Source organism: Paenibacillus sinensis (assembly GCF_019904155.1).
Classification (GTDB): domain Bacteria; phylum Bacillota; class Bacilli; order Paenibacillales; family Paenibacillaceae; genus Paenibacillus_AQ; species Paenibacillus_AQ sinensis.
The window spans coordinates 65,152-88,833 of record NZ_JAHCMB010000183.1; the positions used below are offsets into that span (position 1 = coordinate 65,152).

The 23,682-nt window shown below is 57.1% G+C and carries 19 protein-coding genes; 3 read left to right on the top strand and 16 right to left on the bottom strand.

Annotation, left to right across the window (positions count from 1 at the left end; all coding sequences use genetic code 11):
- Window positions 1-101 precede the first annotated feature (101 nt).
- The 3 genes from KIH86_RS20650 to xylA form a co-directional block, all read right to left on the bottom strand.
- Window positions 102-1,637, bottom strand: a complete 1,536-nt coding sequence (locus KIH86_RS20650) for a response regulator transcription factor (RefSeq protein WP_223080697.1) — start codon at window positions 1,635-1,637, stop codon at window positions 102-104.
- Between the two features lie 45 nt (window positions 1,638-1,682).
- Window positions 1,683-3,179, bottom strand: a complete 1,497-nt coding sequence (gene xylB, locus KIH86_RS20655; RefSeq protein WP_223080696.1) for a xylulokinase — start codon at window positions 3,177-3,179, stop codon at window positions 1,683-1,685.
- A 92-nt stretch (window positions 3,180-3,271) separates the two neighbouring features.
- Window positions 3,272-4,588: a xylose isomerase gene (gene xylA, locus KIH86_RS20660; RefSeq protein WP_223080695.1), complete on the bottom strand. Its 1,317-nt coding sequence runs from the start codon at window positions 4,586-4,588 to the stop codon at window positions 3,272-3,274.
- 310 nt (window positions 4,589-4,898) lie between these two features.
- On the opposite strand from xylA, the gene KIH86_RS20665 reads away from it, so the two are divergent.
- On the top strand, window positions 4,899-6,059 hold the full coding sequence (locus KIH86_RS20665; RefSeq protein ID WP_223080694.1) for an ROK family transcriptional regulator: 1,161 nt from the start codon (window positions 4,899-4,901) through the stop codon (window positions 6,057-6,059).
- Between the two features lie 208 nt (window positions 6,060-6,267).
- Here the strand turns inward: KIH86_RS20665 and cobA are convergent, their stop codons facing one another.
- The 4 genes from cobA to nirB form a co-directional block, all read right to left on the bottom strand.
- The gene (cobA, locus tag KIH86_RS20670; protein WP_223080693.1) at window positions 6,268-7,035 is read right to left on the bottom strand and encodes a uroporphyrinogen-III C-methyltransferase; all 768 of its coding nucleotides are present in this window, start codon (window positions 7,033-7,035) and stop codon (window positions 6,268-6,270) included.
- The gene (locus tag KIH86_RS29880; RefSeq protein WP_262416277.1) at window positions 7,032-7,163 is read right to left on the bottom strand and encodes a hypothetical protein; all 132 of its coding nucleotides are present in this window, start codon (window positions 7,161-7,163) and stop codon (window positions 7,032-7,034) included. Before KIH86_RS29880 ends, cobA begins: the two co-directional genes overlap by 4 nt.
- Before the next feature lie 119 nt (window positions 7,164-7,282).
- Entirely contained in the window at window positions 7,283-7,600 is a 318-nt protein-coding gene (nirD, locus tag KIH86_RS20675) for a nitrite reductase small subunit NirD (protein WP_223080692.1), read from the bottom strand.
- Window positions 7,597-10,053, bottom strand: a complete 2,457-nt coding sequence (gene nirB, locus KIH86_RS20680) for a nitrite reductase large subunit NirB (RefSeq protein ID WP_223080691.1) — start codon at window positions 10,051-10,053, stop codon at window positions 7,597-7,599. The genes nirD and nirB overlap by 4 nt, the downstream gene beginning before the upstream one ends.
- Window positions 10,054-10,570: 517 nt before the next feature.
- On the opposite strand from nirB, the gene KIH86_RS20685 reads away from it, so the two are divergent.
- Complete coding sequence (locus KIH86_RS20685) at window positions 10,571-11,173, top strand: ANTAR domain-containing response regulator (RefSeq protein WP_223080690.1); 603 nt, start codon at window positions 10,571-10,573, stop codon at window positions 11,171-11,173.
- Window positions 11,174-11,179: 6 nt separating this feature from the next.
- Entirely contained in the window at window positions 11,180-12,229 is a 1,050-nt protein-coding gene (locus KIH86_RS20690; protein ID WP_223080752.1) for an anthranilate phosphoribosyltransferase, read from the top strand.
- A 141-nt stretch (window positions 12,230-12,370) separates the two neighbouring features.
- On the opposite strand, the gene KIH86_RS20695 is transcribed toward KIH86_RS20690, so the two are convergent.
- The 9 genes from KIH86_RS20695 to KIH86_RS20735 all read right to left on the bottom strand — a co-directional run bounded on the left by KIH86_RS20695 (window position 12,371) and on the right by KIH86_RS20735 (window position 23,639).
- Window positions 12,371-12,607: a glutaredoxin family protein gene (locus KIH86_RS20695; protein WP_223080689.1), complete on the bottom strand. Its 237-nt coding sequence runs from the start codon at window positions 12,605-12,607 to the stop codon at window positions 12,371-12,373.
- 62 nt (window positions 12,608-12,669) lie between these two features.
- Window positions 12,670-13,611: a thioredoxin-disulfide reductase gene (gene trxB / locus KIH86_RS20700; RefSeq protein ID WP_223080688.1), complete on the bottom strand. Its 942-nt coding sequence runs from the start codon at window positions 13,609-13,611 to the stop codon at window positions 12,670-12,672.
- Window positions 13,612-13,876: 265 nt separating this feature from the next.
- Window positions 13,877-15,880, bottom strand: coding sequence for a heavy metal translocating P-type ATPase (locus tag KIH86_RS20705; RefSeq protein WP_223080687.1), 2,004 nt, complete (start codon window positions 15,878-15,880; stop codon window positions 13,877-13,879).
- 671 nt (window positions 15,881-16,551) lie between these two features.
- Window positions 16,552-17,508 carry a hypothetical protein gene (locus KIH86_RS20710; RefSeq protein WP_223080686.1) on the bottom strand — a complete coding sequence of 319 codons (957 nt, stop codon included), beginning with the start codon at window positions 17,506-17,508 and terminating at the stop codon, window positions 16,552-16,554.
- Between the two features lie 240 nt (window positions 17,509-17,748).
- A complete protein-coding gene (locus KIH86_RS20715) occupies window positions 17,749-19,053 on the bottom strand; it encodes a homocysteine synthase (protein ID WP_223080685.1) in 1,305 nt (434 codons plus the stop codon).
- Window positions 19,054-19,270: 217 nt separating this feature from the next.
- The gene (gene deoC, locus KIH86_RS20720) at window positions 19,271-19,948 is read right to left on the bottom strand and encodes a deoxyribose-phosphate aldolase (RefSeq protein ID WP_223080684.1); all 678 of its coding nucleotides are present in this window, start codon (window positions 19,946-19,948) and stop codon (window positions 19,271-19,273) included.
- 302 nt (window positions 19,949-20,250) lie between these two features.
- Window positions 20,251-21,090, bottom strand: a complete 840-nt coding sequence (locus KIH86_RS20725) for a prohibitin family protein (RefSeq protein WP_316503066.1) — start codon at window positions 21,088-21,090, stop codon at window positions 20,251-20,253.
- Between the two features lie 245 nt (window positions 21,091-21,335).
- Window positions 21,336-22,415 carry a bifunctional 3-deoxy-7-phosphoheptulonate synthase/chorismate mutase gene (locus KIH86_RS20730; RefSeq protein WP_223080683.1) on the bottom strand — a complete coding sequence of 360 codons (1,080 nt, stop codon included), beginning with the start codon at window positions 22,413-22,415 and terminating at the stop codon, window positions 21,336-21,338.
- A gap of 477 nt (window positions 22,416-22,892) precedes the next feature.
- The gene (locus KIH86_RS20735; protein WP_223080682.1) at window positions 22,893-23,639 is read right to left on the bottom strand and encodes a hypothetical protein; all 747 of its coding nucleotides are present in this window, start codon (window positions 23,637-23,639) and stop codon (window positions 22,893-22,895) included.
- Window positions 23,640-23,682 lie beyond the last annotated feature (43 nt).

A 23,682-nucleotide genomic window follows, 5' to 3' on the forward strand; every position in this document is an offset into this window, starting at 1 on the left:
GCTTTTCCGAGCGGTTCGGAAGCCTGGCCCGGTCATCCGCTCTTCCGGGCGGTCTGGAACCCGGGCACGATCATCCGCCGAAGCTTTGCGGTATCAGCGGATCAGCGTTCCTTCCGGTAAGCGGTCGGAGAGACGCCCACATATTTCCTGAACTTGGCGTTGAAATAGTCAGGATTCATGTACCCTACTCTTTCGGCCACCTCGTATACCTTCATCCCCTGCGCCAGGAACTGCTTCGCCTTCTCTATGCGCACTTTGTCCAGGTAGGTGTTGAAGTGTTCACCCGTATGATTCTTGAACATTTTGCCTAAGTAAGCGCTGTTGTAATTGAACATATCGGCCAGCGTGCCAAGCTTGAGATTCTCGTTGTAGCGTCGCTGGATCAAATCGGTGATCCGCTTGATCTCATCGCCCCGGCCGGCGCTGAGGCCATCCGAAATGCGCTGCAGATAATCTGCCGCGCGGGATTGAAGCTCGCTCAAATAATCCGCGGTGTATACCCGGCTGAGCGAATGTGCGCTCTCGGCTATGAAAGGCTTGATCTCCGGATAGGCCGTTTCAAGGCGCGCCGAAACGCCGCTGATGATGCGCATCAGATGGTCTTTGAGATAGCGCTCCTCCCGATGCTCGGACACAAGCCCCGCAAGAATCAGCCCCACCAGCTCGGACATGCTCTCCGTGCTTCCCGTCTCCACCGCCAGCAGCAGACCGTTCTCCGCGCTCTGTACCTGCGAATCCCCGGAATTCGCTTCAGGCAGCGGCCATTCCTCCGGTCTTCCGCTCAGCAGCGTGTCCTTGACACCGAAGAAGCGGGCGCCCAGAGACTCGCGCGCAGCCGAGAAGGATGTGGCGACCGCGACAGGCTCGCCCGCCGCGCCTCCCGCCGCCGCGGAGAATTCCAGGCCCTCCTTGGCGATCAGGCCGTCCAGCTCGCGCCAAAGCTCGCCGCGTGCGGCTTCATCGCGGAGCGGCTCGGTCAGCAGCAGCCCCAGGTATGGGGGATTGCTGAAGAACAGCCCCCGGTCCGGCTCGGACCAGCGGTGCTCCAGCGCGCGCTTAACCTGCTCTTCCCGCTCATCCCCATTCTTGCCGCTTCGCTTCAGCTCGATCAGCACGACCTCCGTCGCCTTTCCGGCCAGCCCCAGGGCCACTGCTGCCTCTTCCGCAGCGGCCTTCTCCCCCCCGGAGTGAAGAAGCTGGTACAGAAGCGCCTCTCGGCTCGCAGCCTGCTCGGCTGCGTTCATCTGGCTGAGCTGGGACTCCTTCAGAATCACTTCCCGCAGATTGTTCAGGTAGGTCATCAGTTCATCCTCATCCACGGGCTTCAGCAGATAGCCGTCCGCCCGGTGAGAGATCGCCTGCTTGGCATATTCGAAGTCCGCATGCCCGCTTAAGATGAGTACATGACAGCGTTCTCCTGCCTGCCTCAGCTCGCTGAGCAGCCGTAGTCCGTCCATAACGGGCATGCGGATATCGGCGATAATCAACTCCGGAGCAAAGACATGATATTTTTTAAGCGCTTCGGCCCCGTTGCCCGCTGTGGCCACAACCGTATACCCCAGCTCCTCCCAGGGTATCAAGGTTCGCAGCCCCTCTCTCAGCTTAGGCTCATCATCCACAATCAGCACTTTGATCATAGTTTACTCCTTCGTCGCTTGTCCGGCAGGCTCTGCCGGACGCTGTTAGTTGCGGTATTCAGCGAGACGCCGGTTCAGTTCACGGGTCTGGCCGTATACGTCCTGGTACAGACTATAAATTCCTTCATAACGCTTGACCTGCTCCGGATTCGGCTGATACGCTCCCGCCGGACGGATGAATGCAGCCGCACATTCCTCCAGGGAACCGAACCACCCTGCGCCGTAGGCGGCCAGCATGGCCGCTCCAAGCGCCGGTCCCTGCTCGCTTTCCAGTCTAATTATTGTAGCATTGAAAATATCCGCCTGCATCTGCAGCCAGTCGGGATTTTTCGCTCCCCCGCCGATGGACACAACTTCCTTGATCTCCTTGCCGGCTCCGCGGACGATGTCTACGGATTCCCGGAGCGAGAACGTAATTCCCTCCAGCACGGCTCTTGCAAAATGGGTGAGACTGTGGCCCGAGTCCATGCCAATGAAGCTGCCCCGGATATCGGAATCCGCATGCGGCGTCCGCTCGCCCACAATATACGGCGTGAAGAGCAGTCCGCCGCTGCCGGCCGGAATATCGCCGATTCCCGCCAGAAGATCGTTGAAGCTCTTGTCTTCGGCGAATGTCTCCTTGAACCAGGTCAGGCTATAGCCAGCCGCGAGCGTTACGCCCATAATATAATAGCCGTCCTTCTCCGCGTGATTGAAGAAATGGGCGCTTCCCTTCAGATTTAGCGTCTTGTCGCTCTCATAGGACAGCACGACGCCGGACGTGCCGATGCTGCACATCGTTCTGCCTTCACCCAGAATGCCGGCGCCCAGCGCGCCGCAGGCATTGTCCGCGCCGCCGGCGAACACCTTCGTTCCCGGAGCGAGGCCCGACGCTTCTGCGATTTCCGGCAGAAGCCCGCCGGTCTGGCCGAACGATTCCGTAAGCGGCGGGCAGAGCGACAGCGGCAGATTGAACGCCTGCGCGATCTCGGCGCTCCAGTCCTTGGCTGCGGCGTCCAGCAGCAGCGTGCCTGCTGCGTCCGAATATTCGGTCGCGTATTCGCCCGTCAGCCGGAAGCGCACATAATCCTTCGGCAGCAGGAACAGCTTCGCCTGATCCAGAAGTTCAGGCTCATTCTCCTGCACCCACAGCAGCTTCGGCAGCGTGAAGCCTTCCAGCGCCTTGTTGCGGGCGATGTCAAGCAGACGCTCTCCGAGCGTGCTCTCGATCTTCCGGCACTGCGCCGTCGTCCGCGTGTCATTCCACAGAATGGCCGGGCGGAGCGGCTTGCCGTCCTCGTCCACGAGCACGAGACCGTGCATCTGTCCCGAGAAGCTGATGCCGTCAACCTGCGACGGCTGGATGCCCGTCTTCTCCATCAGCCGTTTCAGCGAGGTGATCGTGCCTTCCACCCAGTCCTCCGGGTTCTGCTCGCTGTAACCCGGCTTCGGTCTCATCAGCGGATAGCTCTCCGAATGCTCGCCCGCCACCTGGCCTTCGCGGTCTACCAGAGCCGACTTCACGGCGCTGGTGCCCAGATCGATACCAATTACATAGTTCATAGATATCCTCCTGTATTCTGCTTATGGAAGCAGCAAAACGGGCTGACAGAGAGAGCGGTTGCCCGCCCTGTCGTCAGCCCGCAGCTCTTCGCCTATTCGGCCAGAATGTATTGGTTCAGGATCGAATGCAGCAGTTCATGGCGTCCCGATTCGTTCGGACGCGGATTTTCGTTGGACAGCGCATATTCGGCGAGGGAAGCCAGCGTAGCTTTGCCTGCAACGACGTCGGCGCCGATGCCTTCCTTGAAGCTGCTGTAGCGCTTCTCGATAACGTCTTCGAATACGCGGTCCTCGATCAGCTTGGCAGCAACCTTCAGACCCTTGGCGTAAGTATCCATGCCCGCGATGTGCGCAAGGAACAGATCCTCCGGCTCGAAGGAAGCGCGGCGCACCTTGGAGTCAAAGTTGATCCCGCCCTTGCCGAGACCGTCGTTCTTCAGCACTTCGTACAGCGTCAGGGTGGAATCGTACACATTTACCGGGAATTCATCGGTATCCCATCCGAGCAGCATGTCGCCCTGGTTGGCGTCGAGGGAGCCCAGCACGCCGTTGATGCGGGCAACGCGCAGCTCATGCTGGAACGTATGTCCGGCCAGCGTTGCGTGGTTGGCTTCCAGGTTCAGCTTGAAGGTCTTCTCCAGACCGTATTTCTGCAGGAACGCAAGCGTAGTGGCGGCGTCGAAGTCGTATTGGTGCTTGGTCGGCTCCTTCGGCTTCGGCTCGATCAGGAACTGGCCGTCGAAGCCGATTTCCTTCGCATAATCGTTCGCCAGGTGGAACAGGCGGGCGATGTTGTCCTGCTCCAGACCCATATCGGTATTCAGCAGCGTTTCGTAGCCTTCGCGGCCGCCCCAGAACACATAGTTCTCGGCGCCGAGGCGTTTGCCAACTTCCAGCCCCTTCTTGATCTGGGCGGCGGCATGGGCGTATACGTCGGCATTGCAGGTCGAGCCTGCGCCATGCAGGAAGCGCGGGTTGGTGAACATGTTCGCCGTGTTCCACAGCAGCTTTTTGCCGGAAGACTTCATGCCCTGTTCCAGCAGGTCAACGATCGTATCGATGTTGGCATAGAATTCGCGGAGCGAATCGCCTTCAGGCGCGATGTCGATATCATGGAAGCAGTAGAACGGGATACCCGTCTTGTCCAGGAATTCAAAAGCGGCCTCGACGCGGGCTTTCGCCTTGTCCAATGCGCTGTAGCCATTCCAGGCGCGCACTGCAGTTTCAGCGCCGAATGGATCGGAGCCGCCTGCGCAGAGCGTGTGCCAGTAGGCCATGGCGAAGCGAAGATGCTCCTCCATCGTCTTGCCGGCTACTACCTCTTCAGCATTGTAGAATTTGTACGCGAACGGATTCTTGGAGCGGCTTCCTTCATACGAGATCTTGCCCACACTTTCAAAATAAGCCATTACAGCTTCCTCCTCATATTGGAAAAATGAATGATTGCTCTTGACCATCGAGCCGACGGCAAACGTTTACAAGAGCAGTTTAGCACATCCTTCTGACTTTGTATATTGCTTAAACAAAGTTTTTTTAAACCTTTTTTTCGGGTTGCATTTCCGAATCGTTGGCACTAGACTAGAAGGCATATCCATTGTGAAGCGGCAAGATTAACACCTGAGCTGTTCCTATAGACACCGGCGTTTTCCGGTATTTCAGAAGGCCATAACTCATCATGCAGCTTATACATTTTTATTTATGAAAAAGGAAGTGCAGACCGTGAGAGTCACCGGCGATCAGGCGTTGGTCAAGAAAATCAATAAGTCCCTCATCCTCCATACCATTCGCAAAGAAGCGCCGCTGTCTCGTGCCAGGGTGTCGGAAATGACCGGCCTGAACAAGGCGACCGTATCGAATCTTGTGGCCGAGCTGTGCCAGGAGCAGCTTGTGCTTGAGGTCGGCCCCGGCGAATCAAGCGGCGGCCGCAAGCCGGTGATGCTGCATTTCGGCGCCATGGCCGGCGTTGTCATCGGCATGGAGCTGCGGGTGAAGCAGCTGACGGCCATGCTCTGCGACCTGGGCGGCCGGGTCCTTTATGAAAGCGATTCCCCGCTTGAACAGCATTCACCCGCTCCTGTCCTCGCCCAGATGAAGAAGATGATTGCGCAGCTCACGGAGCAGGCCCCCTCCACCACCTATGGACTGGTCGGCATCGGCATCGGCGTCCCCGGCATGGTGGACGAGAACGGTGTCATCCTGTTCGCTCCCAACCTGGGCTGGGAAGGGGTCGATCTGTGCAGCGAGCTTCAGTCCGCCTTCTCCGTACCCGTCGTGATCGACAACGAGGCCAACGCCGGAGCGCAGGGCGAGCTTAATTTCGGCGCAGCCCGGGACACCCGCCATCTGCTCTATGTCAGTGCAGGCTCCGGTATCGGCTCAGGCATCATTATCGACGGCCAGCTCTACAAGGGAGCCAGAGGTTATGCCGGAGAGACGGGCCATATGACGATCGAATTCGCCGGGCTGCCCTGCAGCTGCGGAAGCCGCGGCTGCTGGGAACTGTACGCTTCGGAGAAGACGTACGACAACCCTGCTCTGCCTCTTCCGGCGCGGACTACTCCGGAGCTTGTGGCGCACGCCGTGCTCGGCCAGCAGAACGCGATCGATCACTTCGCCAAGCTTGGCGAATACCTCGGCATAGGGGTGACTAATCTGGTCAACAGCTTCAACCCGGAGGTCATCGTCATCGGCGGGCCCCTCTCGGAAGCGTCGGATTGGCTCGCCGAGCCGCTGCGCAGGACCGTGGCGGGCCGCACGCTGCCCTATCATAAACGCAAGCTCGAAATCTCGTTCTCGACGCTGGGCAGCCGCGCGACAATGACCGGCGCGGCTTTCGCGGCGGCCATGCATTTTCTCGGTTCGGTCCGGGTGAGTCTGTAGGCGGCCTTCCCAGCCCTTAGGCAAAAGAACGGATTATCCTGACAGATAGGCTACCCCGCCGAGACGGTTTCAATTCTGAATAAACGGCGCCTCCTGCTGATTGCGGAGGCGCCGTTTTGTATGCTGCACTTCAATAATAGACGCTGTTGTTCGTTAAGTGGCAAAGAAAGAATTGGCCCCTCTTCACACCTCCTTGCTTGACCGGCCGCTAGCCGATCATGGACCTGGCTGCTGCCTCGAGGCTGGCCAGACGTTCCCTTACGGCTACTACTTCGCCGATGAGGATCATCGCCGGGTTGCCAATCTTCAGACTGGCGGCGAGCTGGCCAATATTCTCCAGCGTGCCCGTAACCGTCCGCTGACGAACGGTGGTGCCGTTCTCGATCAGGGCCGCCGGCGTGGACGGATTCTTCCCGTGCCGGAGCAGCTCGGCCTGAATTCGCGGCAGCTGCCCCACGCCCATGTAGATGGCGATGGTGTCCACCCCTTCGGCCAGCCGCTTCCAGTCCACGGGTTCTTCGGCATCGCTGCTCCGGCTTCCCGTAACGACGGCGAAGGATGCCGCAATACCCCGGTGGGTCAGCGGAATTCCGGCAGCCGCGGCCGCGCCGACCGCCGAGGTAATGCCCGGGACGACCTCCCAGGGAATGCCCGCTTCCGCGGCCGCCAGTGCTTCTTCCCCGCCCCGCCCGAATACGAAGGGATCTCCTCCCTTCAGCCGCACTACATTCCTCCCCAGACCTGCATGATGGATCAGCGTCTGCTCGATCTCCCGCTGCGTCATGCTGTGGCTGCCCGGCGACTTGCCGCAGTAGATGAGACATGCCTCAGGCTTGGCGTACTCCAGCAGCTCATCGGAAACCAGGCGGTCGTAGAGCACGATGTCGGCTTCCTGAATGCGCCGCAGCGCCTTGACCGTGATCAGTTCGGGATCGCCCGGACCTGCTCCAACAATGGAAATGCGGCCGGGCTTCATAGGCTTCCCTCCAGTTTAGACATCGGACTTGTCACTTTCATGCTGAGCTTTGCAATTATCAGCTCCGCCTTGGCCCTAACGGCCTCGATCATGGATTCCAGCATTTCGCCGGGTTTCGCATTATCCATTGTGTAGTCCTCCTTTATAGGGATGGGGCTTCCCCTATCTTATCTGATGCTGTAAGGCCCACCGCCGATGCGGCCGTTCACCGGCGCACCGGCGGCGGGCCGATTCCGTCAAGTATGCGTCAGATCATAAGATAGACCGCTCCGCTAACCGGATCGACTTCCACCTCGTAGGTCGGCACGCAGCCGTGATCCGGCTCCTGAACCTGGCCTGTATGCAGGCTGATCCGCCAGTCATGCAGCGGACAGTGGACCTTGTCTCCGCACACCATGCCCTCCGACAAGGCACCGCCCTTGTGCGGGCATTTGTTCTCCACGGCCAGCACCTCGCCGCCCGACAGCCGGAACAGAGCGATCTCCAGCCCGTCCAGCTGCAGCACCCGGGAGCCTTTCCGGTCGATTTCCTCAACATAGGCCACCTGTCTTTTGGGTTTAATCATGCCGTAACCCCTCCCGAAATGCGATCCTGCTCTTCAGTGATCGGCTCGAAATTTTTGCGCAGCTCCTTGTCATCCACAATCTGCTTCCACGGATCAGTCATGACACTGAGTGCTGTCCGAATCCGCTCTCCAAGCGCCTTCCGTTCCTCCGGATCGGCAAGGGCCTCCTTGATGCTGTCCAGCCCGACCCGTTCGACCCAGTTCGACGTCCGCTCGTTCCAGTTCGCATTCTCCCGATAGTACTGCAGGAACGCCCGGGACCACTCCACGACCTCATCCTCCGTCCTCACGACGCACAGGAGGTCGGTCGCCCGGACATGCACGCCGCCGTTGCCGCCGACATGCAGTTCCCAGCCACCGTCGATTGCCACGACTCCGAAGTCCTTGATCGTCGCCTCCGCACAGTTGCGCGGACATCCCGAGACGGCCAGCTTCACCTTGGCCGGAGTGTTCAGCCGTTCAAACTCCTTCTCCAGCCGGATGCCCATGGCGATGGAATCCTGGGTGCCGAACCGGCAGAACGTGGAGCCGACGCAGGTCTTGACCGTGCGCAGCGTCTTGCCGTAAGCATGGCCGGAAGGCATATCAAGCTCTTCCCAGATTTTCGGCAAATCCTTCTTCTGGACGCCCAGCAGGTCAAGCCGCTGCCCTCCCGTAAATTTCACCAGCGGCACATCGAACTTCTCCGCCACCTCGGCTATCTTCTTCAGTTCGGCGGGCGACGTGACGCCGCCATAGATCCGGGGAACGACGGAATACGTGCCGTCCTTCTGGATGTTGGCGTGATACCGCTCGTTGGTGATGCGGGATTCCTTCTCGTCCCTGTACTCCTCCGGCCAGAGCATGCCGAGGTAGTAGTTGAGGGAAGGCCGGCACTTCGAGCAGCCTTCCTCCGTATCCCAGCCCAGCACGTTCATCACTTCCTTGACCGTCTTCAGCTCCATCCGCTTGATCTCCGCCACGATCTCGTCGCGGCCGAGGCTCGTGCAGCCGCAGATGCCCTCCTTCACCTGGACCGCCGAATCTCCTGCATACAGGTCCAGCAGCCCTTCCACCAGCGGCTTGCATCCGCCGCAGGAAGCCGAAGCCTTCGTGCAGGCCTTGATCTGGAGGACGCTGTTGCAGCCTCCTTCCGTGATGGCCTGGGCGATGGCTCCCTTGGAGACGCCGTTGCAGCCGCAGATGATTTCGTCATCCGCCATCGCTTCCAGGCGGCTGGCCGGAGACGCCTTCGCTTCGCCCGCGCCGTCCGGCAGTCCAAGCAGAAGGGACTTCTCCTGTCCCTTGATACTCTCTCCGCTCTTGATCAGCGAGAAGAGCTGCGGACCGTCCGCGGTGTCGCCGAAGAGCACCGCGCCGATCAGCTTGTCGTCTTCGATGACAAGCTTCTTGTACACGCCGTCGATCTCGTCCTGATAGCGAAGCGCCCGCGAGCCCGCCGGCTCCTCATAGCGGCCGGCCGAGAAGACGTCGACGCCGGATACCTTCAGCTTGGTCGAGGTGACCGACCCGGCATAGCCGTTCGTCTCGACGCCCGCCAGACGCTTGGCGAGCACGGCTCCCTGCTCGTACAACGGGGCGACCAGGCCGTAGGCGATTCCCCGGTGCTCCGCGCATTCGCCGATTGCGTAGACATTCGGGATATTCGTCTCCAGATAATCGCCCACGAGAACGCCTCTTCCGACGCTAAGGCCGCTCTTCTCCGCAAGCGCCGTGTTCGGCCTTATGCCGACCGCCATAACGATCAGATCGGCGTCGGCCGAGGTTCCGTCCGCGAAGAGCAGGCTTTTGACCCTTTTATGGCCGAGAATGGCTTCCGACTGCTTCTTTAATAGAAACTTCATGCCCTGGGCTTCAAGCTCCCGCTGCAACATCAATGCGGCTTCCCGGTCCAGCTGGCGCTCCATAATATAATCATGGATGTGGACGACCGAAACGTTCATTCCGAGATGGAGAAGGCCTCTTGCCGCTTCCAATCCGAGCAGGCCGCCGCCGATCACGACAGCATTCCGGTAAGCTCTGGACGTCTCCATCATCACCTCGCAATCTTTAATATCGCGGAAGGCGATGACCCCTTCTTTATCCGCGCCGGGTAGCGGCAGCATGAACGGATTGGAGCCTGTCGCCAGAATCAACTCGTCGTAATCGGCCAGAATGCCTCCGTCCGAAATGACAACCTTTTTTCGGGTATCGATTTCGGTAACCGTATGGCCCTTATGCAGCGTAATATGATGGGATTCATACCACTCGTCGTCATTCAGCACGATCTCGGACAGGTCGGCTCCGCCGGCCAGAACAGAGGACAGCATGATCCGGTTGTAGTTCGGATGCGGCTCCGCACCGAAGATCGTAATGTTATATTTATCGGGTGCCAGCTTCAGCAAATGCTCGATCGCCCGTACCCCCGCCATACCGTTACCGACAAGCACCAGCTGTTTACGAGATGATTCCATTTCATTCTCTCTCCTCTCCATGAGAACCCGGACAATCCGAAATAAGACCAATACGCCTGCATCACTTATTCTGCGGAGTTCAAACGGCATTGTTCATACTGCGGCAGCGTTGAATGCCAACCTTTTTAGCGTGAACGCGCAGCCGGGAAACACAAAAAGCCCGCCGCATGCCGTCCCGCGAAGAGAAATCTCCAGGGAACTTACATGCAAGCAGGCGCCATTGCCGCTTTATTCCGGGTACGCCATTGTACCCGACAAAGAAATTGTTAAATGTAATATACATTACGATTTTTGAAACGTCAATAAATTTAACATACAAAATTTTATTTTTTAAAAATATCGACATCCCACTCTGTACTGTGTAATATAATTTCACATAAGGACACCGTTTCGAAACCCGGCGAGCTAAAAGGAAGAAGCAGGTTCGGCATTTTTATCCGGGTCCATCCTGATTTTATGTTCCGTGCGTTATGAACTTATCTATTGACTGAAAGTTTGAAAAGAGGGGCGTCCGACTATGCATTCCTTATTGGTTGTATATGGCGGTCTTGACGGAGAGCTGTCTCCTGACAAGACCGAAGCCGGATCCAGACCGGAATTCATTCTCCGATCATGCGGATATATCGCCCACGTGGCGGCATCGCGGGAAGAAGCCGTTTCGCTGCTGTGTGATGCCGACGCCTCCATTCTGTATCTGCCCGTCACGGAACTGGGACCCTGGTCGAAACTGATCCGTTCCCGTAAAACGGCGCCTGTGCTGTGGTGGTGCTCGGACCTGACGGCCGATCTGTCAGCCGATGCATGTGACGACAGCGTGATGGCCGACGGCATTCTTTCGCCGTACATGCATCCCAAGGACATCCACTGGAGTCTGCATTTTGGTGCCAGGCAGTGCTTCGAGCGCAAGCAGTGGATGAAGGAGAAGGAGCAGCTGCTCTCCCGCCTGGAGGAGCGCAAATGGGTCGAAATGGCCAAAGGCATTCTGTCCAGAGCCAAGAACATTTCCGAATCCGAAGCATACGATCTGCTGCGCAAGCAGGCGATGAACGAGCGCAAGCGTATGGTGGACGTCGCCACCCAAATCGTCAAGGTCTATCAGATGCTTCAGGATCAACCATAAGGGGGAATCGCCATGATTAACGTGCTGAAAGAAGTGGCCCGCGGCAAGCGCGGAGCCCGCGATCTCGGCTATGGCGAAGCCCTGGCCGCCGCTGAAGCCATACTTAGACAATCCGCTACTCCAGCGCAGATCGGCGCATTTCTCGCCGCCGAACGCATCAAGCTTGAGAGCGTGGAGGAGCTAGAAGCCTTCGTAGCCGTCTGCCGAAAATACGCACAGCGTGAGCAAATCCAGCGCGGTCTCGACTGCGCTGGTCCTTACGACGGCCGCGTGCGCTCCTTCGCCGCGACCTTCCCTACCGCCTTCCTTCTCGCTTCGGCGGGTCTGCCGGTAACGCTCCACGGCTCGGCATCCCTTCCTCCCAAATGGGGGATCACCCTTCGGGATCTGATCGAAGAATCAGGCATCCCATCCTCCTCGTTCGCCCGCGAACACGCGATCCACACGGCGGCGCGCAGCGGCGTGCTCTACGCGGACTCCGAGGTATGGTGTCCTCCGCTTGCCGGACTCCGGAGCATCCGGGAAGAACTTGGCATGCGCACGATCTTCAATACGGTCGAGAAGCTGGCCGATTATGCCTGCTCCCCTTACCTGGTATTCGGGATTTACCATAATACGGTCTTTGACCGCCTCTCCCGGCTGCTCGCCAGGCTGGAATACCGCAAGGCGCTGGTCATCCAGGGTCCGGAAGGCTCGGAGGACGTTCATATCGACCGCCCGACCCGGGTATACAGAGTCGGGAACGGCGAGCCGGATCTCGATGTCATCGACCCGGATGCCTACGGACTTGATACCGCCGTTCCCGAGGTGGACTGGACAGCGGCGCTTCAGCTCGAAATCGCCGAGGAAGTGCTTCAGGGCGGCGGGCATCTGGCTTTTTATAACCAGGTGCTGCTTAACGGAGCGGTTCGGCTGCATCTGGCCGAGCGGGTCGATTCGATTGAGGAAGGCGTCTACACCTGCAAAGACCTGCTCGATAACGGCAGCGCCTGGAGAGCCTATGTGCTGTGGCGAAAGACAATGCTCTCCGGTCCGCCGGTTACGTATCCCGTATAAGAAGGCCTCCTCTCCTCACAGGCAGCTGTCTCTCTGACGGCAATCAGCGCCGCAGCAAAAAAAGCTGGCCGTGTCATCATAATCGATGGCACAGCCAGCTTTTCTTCGTTCATATATACTTTCGAACCTGGCAGGCGGCGCTTACTCGGCAGCAGCCAGCACTTTGTCGAACTTCGTCTTGTTCATGCCGACGATCTTGTGTTCACCGATCACGGTTATCGGCACGGCGCGCATGCCCATATCCCATACCTGCTGGGCGTAGTCGTCGTTCTGTTCAATATTGCGTTCCTCAAAGGCGATTCCCTTCTCGGTCAGAAAGCTTTTTACCTGCTTGCAGTGCGGGCAGTTCGTCGATGTATATACCACTACATTTTCCATGGTTATTCCCTCCTGGTCTTTATTATTTTGTATTATAGCACCTGAAGCCTCAGGATTAAATGTTACTGCATAACCGCGCTGTGTTCCAGGCTCTCGATGTACTTCTCGGCGTCCATGGCCGCTTTGCAGCCGCTGCCTGCCGCCGTAATCGCTTGTCTGTACCGGGTGTCCTGAACGTCGCCGCAGGCGAATACGCCCGGAATGTTCGTCTCGGAGGTGCCCGGAACCGTTACGATATAACCGTTCGCGTCGGTCGTAATCTGGCCGCCAAGGAATCCGGTGTTCGGATGATGGCCGATCGCCACGAATACGCCGCTGGCCGAAATCACTTCTTCCTCGCCCGTCTCATTGTTCAGCACCTTCAGGCCAGTCACGCCGTTGTCGCCGGCCAGCACTTCGAGCGGCGTGCGGTTCAGTCCCCATTCCACCTTGGCATTGTCGCGTACGCGGTCCTGCATGATCTTGGAGGCGCGGAGTTCATTACGGCGGTGAACCAGCGTCACCTTTGAGGCGAAGCGGGTCAGGAAGCCAGCTTCCTCAAGCGCCGAATCTCCGCCGCCCACCACGATAATTTCCTTGTTCCGGAAGAAGAAGCCGTCGCAGGTCGCACAGGTGCTGACCCCGCGTCCGACATTGTCCTGCTCCCCGGGAATGCCCAGATATTTCGCCGTGGCTCCGGTGGAAATGATCAGCGTATCAGTCTCAAGCGTCCCCATATCTTCCACATTCAGCTTGAACGGGCGTTCGCCCAGCTCCACGCTGTTCACCCATCCGGTGATGAATTTTGCGCCGAAGCGTTCAGCCTGCGCACGCATATTGTCCATCAGCTCGGGTCCCATAATCCCTTCAGGGAATCCAGGGAAGTTCTCAATTTCCGTCGTTGTGGTCAGCTGGCCTCCCGGCTGGGGACCTTCGATAACGAGCGGGTTCAGATTGGCCCTTGCCAGATAGATGGCGGCGGTCAGACCCGCAGGTCCGGTACCGACGATAATGGATTTGTACATGGACAGTTCCTCCTCAAATTGAGACACGGATAGGCAGCTGCCCGGGCAATCATGCAGCAGCGAAGCTCATATCCTTGGCCTTTGTTATTATGGGTTGCAGCATCCCCTCCGTCAGTCGATAAGCTAGGGGAAGCTGCTTGATTAGAATTATTATAAAGTAATACTTATTATGCTGCGTTGAGAAGAATATGTCAATATCGATGGATCACAGTCTGTAAAATATTTTGTGAACAATTTAATTTTTAGTATCTAAATTTATGTGAGGTTAGCGAAGCAGGCGCAGGCCGTTCAGAATGACCAGGATCGTGCTTCCTTCATGACCGACAACCCCGAATGGCAGGGCGATTCCCTCGATAAAGTTGCTGAGAATCAGCAGCACGATCACCGTGATCGCAAAAGTCATATTCTGCTTCACGATCCGCTGCGAGCGGCGGGCCAGCGAGATAGTCGAAGCGATCTCTTCAATATTATCGTTCATCAGCACCACATCGGCTACCTCAAGGGCCGCACCGCTGCCTTTCATTCCCATGCCCATGCCCACCGTTGCCTGCGCAAGAGCAGGCGCATCATTAACCCCGTCGCCGACCATAACCGTAGGCCCGTACTGCTCCCGGAGAGCGGCGATATGCTTCACCTTATCCTCGGGCAGAAGGTCGGCAAAGACCAGATCGACGCCGGTCTTCGCTCCGATCGCCCGGGCCGTCGCCTCGCGGTCTCCGGTCAGCATCGCAACCTTGATGCCAAGCGCCTGCAGCTTGCGCACCGCTTCGGCGGCCTCGCTGCGCACCGTATCCTGCAGCGCGATCATGCCCGCAACCTTGTCTCCGTCCAGGATGACCGAGACCGTCTTCCCTTCCTTCTCCAGCTCGGCGCGGCGCTCTCTCCACAAAGAGAGACTCTCATCGCTCAGCCCGGCTCCGGGCTCATCCACCGCATTTGCACCAGCAGCCGGACTGGACAGTTCAGCCTGATCCAGAACATTCGACTTGCCGATCTTCCACAGCTTCCCGCTGACGATGCCTTCCACTCCCCAGCCTGTCAGCGAACGCGAATCCGTCACACTGCGAAGCTCGAGGCATTCCTCGTCGGCAGCCCGAACGATAGCGTCGGCCAGCGGATGCCGGGACAGGCTTTCAATCGATGCGCATACGGTAAGCAGCTCCTGGCGGTAATAGCCTTCACCGACAATGAAGTCGGTCATCTGCGGCGTGCCCTCGGTCAGCGTACCCGTCTTGTCGAATGCGACGACGGCGGTGCGGGACATATTTTCCAAATGCGCGCCTCCCTTGAACAGAATCCCCCGGCGGGCGCTCTTGGAAATGGCAGACAGCATGGCGGGCATAATCGACGATACCAGCGCACAGGGAGAAGCTACAACCAGAAAGACCATCGCTTTATAAAAGGTTTGATTCCAGGACCAGTCCAGGACAAAAGGAGGCAGCGCGATCAGCAGCACCGTCAGCGCGACGACAATCCGGGCGTAAATGGACTCGAACCGCTTGATAAAGCGCTGGGATTCCGGCACTTCCTCCTCGGCGTCTTCCACCATTTTGACGATCTTCGCGAACAGCGTGTTCTCCGCTGATTTGGTTACTTCGACATACAGCGCACCTTCGCCGTTCAGCGTGCCCGCGAACACATCATCCCCGGCGTATTTCTCCACCGGCACCGATTCCCCCGTAATCGAGGACTGGTCGACCGAGGATTCGCCCCGGTACACGAGGCCGTCTGCGGGAATCAGTTCGCCCGGACGCACGAGCAGCAGATCGCCGACAGCCAGATCGTTAATCGACACCTCGTTCATGGCGCCCTGGTCGATGCGCACGGCTGTTTGCGGCTTCAGCGCAATCAGTGCGGAGATATCCTTGCGGCTGCGGTCCATCGTATAGCTCTCCAGCGCTCCGCTCATGGCGAAGATAAAGATCAGCATCGCTCCCTCGTTCCAGTAGCCGATCGCCGCCGCGCCCAGCGCAGCCGCAATCATGAGCAGATTGACGTCAAGGTCATGCTCTTTGACTAGCGTTGTGACCCCTTCCTTCGCTTTGATCCAACCGCCGACCGTGTAGGCCGCGATGTAGAGCAGAATCGACACCGCCGCGAACGATGAATGAATACCCCAGGCGAGAAGCATCAGCGCTCCGCTTCCGAGCGCGGCTCTCATCTCCGTATTCTGGAGCATTTCCTTGGGATCAAATCGCCTGCCTTTAGGCGCACCCGGTTTCTTCTCTTCATATGCTGCGATTCTTGGCAGTTGTTTGGCTTCCTGCATGTCAGACACTCCTTTTTATTTGTTTGGGCGACGAGCAGCATTCACTGATAATGAGAGCCATTCTTACAGCCCTTAAAATGACACATGCTGCCCCGGCTATGCCGGGACAGCATGTTAATTGAGAATGAAAATCATTGTTTCCATAGTACAACTTGTTTTCCTTAATGCAACTTATACTTAGTATATACCCCTTATTCGAATTTTGTAAACGGTGGAAGCCCGGTTTGCGAAAAAAATGAGCCGGGAACTTCCTGGTGCCGAGTTTATTCCAGCGTTCTCCCGGCTCTTCATATTGTCGTGTCGTAGATGTTCAATAATTTAAAATAAAACTTGTCAAATTGCTTTAATAAATCGGCGCTGTTATTCGAATATCTACTCTGAACATAAAATCTTGTACATGTATAGAGCAGCTTCCCTACGATATGCTTATTTACGAAATCTTGGTTTATGAGTTGTGATTTATCAAAACGATGAACACACACCCATGAAAACAAACCTGACCTATAAATTGTAGTTCCTTATATTACCACATTCACCCAGTACTTGATAGAATCTTGGTTCGACACATCTTCATCGGGCCGCCGTAAGACGAAAAGAGGTGTCCGGCCCTAAGGCCGGGACACCTCCCAGATGAATTAAGCTGCTCCCATTCTAGCGGGATGGCACGAAGATTACAGCTCTGCCGCAGGCGCTCCCCCGCCGCTCTCATGCCGGTCCATCCAGACCAGGCATGCCGCCCGCAGCAGCGCCTCCGTCCGCTGGGCCGGAGCGCAGAAGATCCCGTTCAGGCCGATCCGATACAGATCGGCCAGCGCCTCCGCCGCCGGCGCTCCGGCGGCGAACACGGCAGCCGCGGGCTTCACCCGCCGCACGGCTGCCGCAATGCCCTCCGCCGCATGGACGAAGCCTGCGGCGTCAAGCGGCGCGGCCCCAGCCGCCGCGCCGTCGATCACCAGGAAATCGGCGGTGCGCCCGATTTCCAGCGCGGCGGCGGGCGAGATATCCGGGGCGATTAGCGCCCCGATGCGGCACGCCGCCGCGTAACGGTGGCCGAGAAGCTGTTCGGCCACCGACTCGATGAATTCGCGCGCAGCCGCGAATTCCCAGGCGCTGGCGGGATAGGACGCCAGCAGGTCCAGGCGGGCGTCGCCGCCCCCGCGCTGCCGCTCGCCAAGCGCCCGAAAAAGCGCTTCCAACACTGCGTCCTGAAGCGCCGCCAACAGGTCCGGACGGGCGCTTAGCTCCGGAAGCACCGGAAGTGCGGCGGTGATCCAGGCACCGCCTCCCTCTGTGAGCTGCGCGGCAGCCTCGTCGCGCAGACGATAGCAGATCCGGCGCAGAGCCTGCTCCGCCTCCAGATTCCCCTCGCTGGCAAGCCAGGCTTCATACAGCGGGCCTGCGCTCTTCAGCCACTCCTCTGAGCGGAGCAGGCTTGGGCCGGATGCTGCCGGCTCGCGTCCGGAAGGACGATCCTCCCTGCCTTCGGGCAGTACAAGAAAGGCCGGACGCAGTCCTCTTAAGGATGGAGGCAGATAAGCGCCTCCTTCTTTCAACCACTCCGCCGTTGTCCCAGCCGATGGCGATGGCGCCACGCCGGCCTCATGTCCCCGCAATTGCTTATCCCCCATTGTTCGCACCTGCCCTTTCCTATGATTAACCGGCGAAGGTACGGCCCAAGGCCGTACCTTCGCCGGTCCTGACAAAAGGTCTGCAGTCTGTAGTGAAGGTCTCTTTACATACTTACGGAAGGTTACCGCAAATTATGCAGCCCGCATTTCGTAAACGAGCCGATTAATTCACGGCTTCTCCTGCGGGAACGGGCAGGGCTTGCCGGAAGCACCTGGAGTCCGGAGTCCGGAAGGCTTCCTTTATTGGGCAGGAACAACAACTGCGGCTTCGATCGCCTGCTCCAGATCCGCGATAATATCCTGAATTGCTTCCGTACCGATCGACAAGCGGATCAACTCCGGAGATACTCCCGCCGACACCTGTTCTTCCTCCGACAGCTGCTGATGGGTCGTGCTGGCCGGATGGATGATCAGCGACTTCGAATCCCCGACATTGGCCAGATGCGAGAACAGCTTTACATGCTCGATAACCCGCGTTCCGGCCTCCGCGCCTCCCTTGATGCCGAACGTCAGGATGGCTCCCTGCCCTTTCGGCAAATATTTCTGCGCCAGCTCATAGGAAGGATGGCTAGGCAGTCCCGGATAGCTCACCCAGTCTACATCTTTATGATTCTCCAGGAACTGTGCGACCTTCAGCGCATTCTCGCTGTGTCGCTCCAAGCGAAGGTGCAGCGTCTCAAGCCCCTGCAAGAGCAGCCAGGAATTGAACGGCGAGATCGAAGCGCCCAAATCGCGAAGCAGTTGTACGCGGGCCTTAATAATATAGGCGACCGGACCTAGCGCTTCCGTATAGACGAGACCGTGATAACTCGGATCGGGCTGCGTGAGTCCCGGGAATTTGCCGCTCGCCGCCCAGTCGAACTTGCCGCTGTCGACGATGATGCCGCCGATTGAGGTGCCGTGTCCGCCGATGAATTTCGTCGCCGAGTGAACGACGATATCCGCTCCGTGCTCGATCGGCCGAAGCAGATACGGGCTCGGGAAGGTGTTATCAACGATCAGCGGAATGCCGTGCTCATGCGCGATGGCTGCCACAGCTTCAATATCGAGGATATCGCCCTTCGGATTACCGATCGTCTCCGCATACAGGGCTTTCGTGTTCGCTGTAATCGCCTTGCGGAAGTTCTCGGGATCGCTCTGATCGACGAAGTTCACTTTGATGCCAATCTTCGGAAGCGTTGTGGAGAACAGATTGTACGTTCCGCCATACAGGCTCGCTGAGGACACGATCTCGTCACCGGCTCCGGCGATATTCAGAATGGAGAAGGAAATGGCGGCTGCACCGGATGCTGTGGCAAGCGCGCCTGCGCCTCCCTCCAGAGCGGCAATCCGCTGCTCGAACACATCGGTAGTCGGATTCATCAGCCGGGTATAAATATTGCCGAACTCTTTAAGCCCGAACAGATTGGCGGCATGCTCGGTGTCGCGGAAGCCATAGGACGTCGTCTGGTAGAGCGGAACCGCCCGGGAGAAGGTGGTGGGATCAATTTCCTGTCCGGCATGGACGGCGAGGGTTTCAAACGAAAGCTTCGGTTGTTCTGGCATCAAAAATCCTCCTTTATACAATAGGGAAGCGGGTGAGCGCTCGAATTTGTTCCTATTCTCTCACAAACATTTCCATTTGAAAAGAGTAAATCTTATTATTCCAATGAGAATTATAAATTTATTTTAGGTAACGCTTACAATTCGCGGTGCGGGATAGGCCCTGAAGGGGTTGTCCCTTCGGCCTTAACCCTTAATCCCCGTTCGCAGGAGCATGAACTCAGTAACCGCTGATGTTCTGCTCGCCCTTGGCGATGGCGACTCCGCCGCTTGTCCCGATTCGCGTTGCGCCCGCTCCGATCATCACGAGAGCGTCCTCCGCACTGCGAACCCCGCCGGAAGCTTTCACACCGATATCCGGACCCACGGTCCGCCGCATCAGGGCGATGTCTTCCTTCGTCGCCCCTCCGCCCGAGAACCCGGTCGAGGTCTTCACATAATCGGCTCCGGCTTCGACGGCCAGCTTGCAGGCGCGAACTTTCTCCTCGTCCGTCAGCAGGCAGGTTTCGATGATGACCTTGGTCAGCGCTTTGCCGCGGGCTGCTCCGGTTACAGCAGCGATATCCCGCTTCACCCATTCGTCATCCCCGCTCTTCAGCGCGCCGATATTGATGACCATATCAACTTCCCCGGCACCGGCCTGAATGGCATTCTCCGTCTCAAAAGCCTTCGTCTCGGGTGTCGAGGCTCCCAGAGGAAAGCCGATGACCGTGCAGACCTTCACCTCCGGCGTATCCTTCAGCACCTCATACGCCGTCGCCACCCAAGCCGGGTTCACGCAGACGGAAGCAAATTTATAGGTTTTGGCCTCCTCGGCCAGCTTGATGATATCTTCCTTGCGGGCATCCGCCTTCAGCAGCGTATGGTCGATCATGCGTGTCAAATTGCTCTCGCTCATATGCGTTCCTCCATTAATTCAATTCTGTACTAATCCAGATATCTCTGTAATCATACAATCAGGAGGCTTTCTTTGCAAAGCTGCTGTTCAGTGGGGCAGCCGAATTTCTGAAGCTCCAGATATTCGATTGCGATATAACCTCCGTGAAAATCGGGCACAGCATGCGCAAGCGGCTGTTCAATTCCAGTACCTTCTCTCGCAGTGATTGAGGCCGTATTCCTTGCAATACCGTCAAAAGGCTCCCCGGTCATATCGGCCAGAGAGTCTTCTTGGGCTGAAGGTATAGAGTGTACATTTCCGGCTTATTTCGACGCCAGAGGGTCCAAATCGATAAATGGCGTGGCTCCGCCCGTTACGCTCGGCAGCTTCCCGTCCCATTTGTCCAGCGCCTTCTCCTGTACCTCGATCTGCTTGAGCTGCACCAGCTCGGGTGTAACCTCCTGCTTCTTCAGCTTCAGCGATTCGGCCTCAGCCTGAGCCTGGGCGACCTTCTGCTTCGCTTCGATCTGGACCCGTTTCAGATCGTTCTCCGCCTTGAGCGCCTGCTGCTGGGCTACCTGCTTGGCTTCGATCGACTGGTTGAACGCGTCGGAGAACTTGAAGTTGACGATGTTGATATCGTTGACGATCAGATCGTATTTGGCGAGACGCTTGGTCAGAAGCTCGCTGATCTCTCCGGCTACGATATCCCGGCGGGTAATGAGGTCTTCCGCCGGATAGCGGGCCGTCACTTCCTTCACGATCTCCTGAATGGCGGGGTTGATGATGACGGAATCAAAGCTGCCCCCGATATTGTTCATCAGATTGAACGCCGATTCCTTGTTCACGGAGAAATTCACCGCCACATGAGTCGATACCGGCTGAAGATCCTTGGAGGAAGCCGACGTATCGGTCTCCGATTTGGTGACTTGGGTGTTGACCTGGATAACGGATTGGATGAATGGAATTTTGAGATGCATGCCCGGAGACAGCACCTGGTCGTCGAGCTTCCCGAAGGTTTTGTACAAGCCGACATGACCGTATTCGACCGAAGAGAACGCATTGCCTCCAATCAGCAGCACGAGAACAACAGCCACCGCCACGCCGATCATTTTTCCCGGACGCCAGGATTTCATTTTAGGATTCATTTCAGTACTGCTCACAAACATTCCCCCCATCAAAATTGCGCGGCCTTTCCGGCGGAATGTTCCGACCTTTCCGGCTTCGGAATCTCCCCGCCCTGCTATGCGCTGTATGACAATATACGGGAGTTCAGCGGGTTCGGTCGCAGCAATAACAGATAATCCGTCTGTAAGCATGGAATCCAAACAGCGGGCACATTAGGGCAATACGCGCGAAAACCCCCGGGGCTGACCCCGGGGGCTTCACGGATGAAGGCGGCTGGCTCCTATTCGCGGAACAGGCCCGATGCCTTCACATCATTGAAGAAGGTGTTGAATTCATCGATATTCAGCTGCTGCGCCGCATCGGACAGCGCCGTTGCAGGGTCCGGATGAACCTCAACCATAATGCCGTCCGCTCCGGCTGCGAGTGCGGCCTTGGCGCAAGGCACCAGGATGTCTTTGCGTCCTGTGGAATGCGTCACATCAACCAGCACCGGCAGATGGCTTTCCTGCTTCAGAATCGGCACTGCGGAAATATCGAGCGTGTTGCGCGTCCATTTCTCATAGGTACGGATACCGCGCTCGATCAGCATAACCTGGGTGTTGCCGCGGGACAGAATGTACTCGGCCGCATGCAGGAATTCCTCCATGGTCGCCGCCAGGCCGCGCTTCAGCAGCACCGGTTTGTTCACTTCGCCGGCAGCCTTCAGCAGCTCGAAGTTCTGCATGTTGCGGGCGCCGATCTGGATAATGTCGACATAGTCGAGCGAAGGCTCGATATGCGCAGGGTCCACGATCTCGCTGATCGTGAGCAGGCCGTACTCGTCGGCCGCTTCACGCAGAATGCGGAGACCGTCCATGCCGAGGCCCTGGAAATCGTAAGGCGAGGTGCGGGGCTTGAACGCGCCGCCGCGCATTACTTTGATGCCGGCCTTGGCCAGAGCGGCCGCCACTGTGCGCGTCTGCAGCTCGCTCTCGACGGAGCAAGGGCCAGCTACCATCAGGGAAGCGTTGCCGCCGACCACGACATCCTGCGGAAGAAGGATGAGGGTGTCTTCTTTGCGAGTCTTGCGGCTGACGAGCAGGTTCTTCTTGTGCTCGGTGCTCTGCAGATCAAGCGAAGCCTTGAAGATCTGCTTGAACAGCGTGCGGATCGTGCCTTCCGTGAACGGCCCCTTGTTCTCTTCGACCAGCTTATCCAGCATCTTCTTCTCCCGCTCGGGATCGAACTTCGGCACCCCTTGCTTCTCCTTGACGGTACCGATGCTCTGCACCACAGTCGCCCGTTCCGAAATCAGCTTCAGCAGCTCGCTGTTGATTTCGTCCAGACGGTTTCTCAATTGTTCCAATTCGGCGTTGCTCATGTTCTTCTGCACTCCTTTTTTTAAATAAATATACGCAAAAAGGCTCCTCGTCAAGGGACGAGGAGCCGTGGTACCACCCTTATTTAGAGACATCTTCGCGATTGATCGGATTCGGGGAACCCGCAACCATCTGAAGAAGCTCTGTCTTTGACCCGGTAACGCGGGGCGCGGGATTCCTTACACATCGCCTGAACGGCACTTCGGGAACCCGACTATGAAGTGAACTTCGGCGTCTCCGTCTCAGAGGCAGCTCTCAATCTCCGGCATGCCCTCCCTGTCCAGATCCGTATGGACGCTTACTCTCTTCGTCAATGTCTTTAGTGTATTGTCATATTTTAAAGGATAATCCGGAAGGTTGCAAGAGAATATATGCAGATTGGGCGGGTTGCTAAATATGTGCTTCAGGTTGCGTTCACTGAATAGGGTAAGACAAGTTATCCATTAATTAGTGATGATGGGGAGAGTGTATATCCTATTTTATTCTACAATAAACTGCTTATCCCGCAGGTCTAACTTATAATGTATTTCCTTAGCATCCTTTTCAGGCGTACCAGCTCCTATTGGAGGATACACAACTAATTGTTCGTTTTGATTAAAGGGACTGGTCTGTTCGGAATACAAGAGCGTTTTAGATATTGTATTCCCCTTCCGAATCTCTAAAGAAAATACATTCCCATTTTGTTTATCTGCTGCGAACAAATACGCTTCAAGACCGTGCCCGGTCCGATATTGCGGGGTTAGTAAAAAAATATCCGCTTCCTTAAAGCTCACTTTATCAAAAGATAGTATTTTATCAGTTGGCTGGACATACAAAAAGGCAGGCAACTCTAAAAGAACCTTATCATCGTTCCCCTTCCGATAGACAAACTGATAATTGCTTTGAAATGTCTCATCGCCCTCAGCTCCCAGAACACTTGGAACAATTAAGTGTCCGCGCTCTTCATGGTCTCCGGAAATCATTAATAACTCTCCATCTTCAAGATCTGTTTCTGCCCGAATGGAAGATGTACTTCCAACAGAATCTAGAGAAATAGAATCAGAAAGAATGGATTTCGGAAACTTGCTAACGGCATCCCCGTTTATTTCAGTAGGAGTATCCGTAATCTCTGGAGAAAAGGATGGTGTTACAGGCACAGATGTTTCTGAGGCAGTTGGATAAGACGCTCCGCTGGGCTGGCTGCTGCAAGCCAACAGCAAGTTAAGGGACAGCAACGAAAACAACATTAAAACCACTCTATTGATTTGGAATATCCCCCTTTAAATAGAA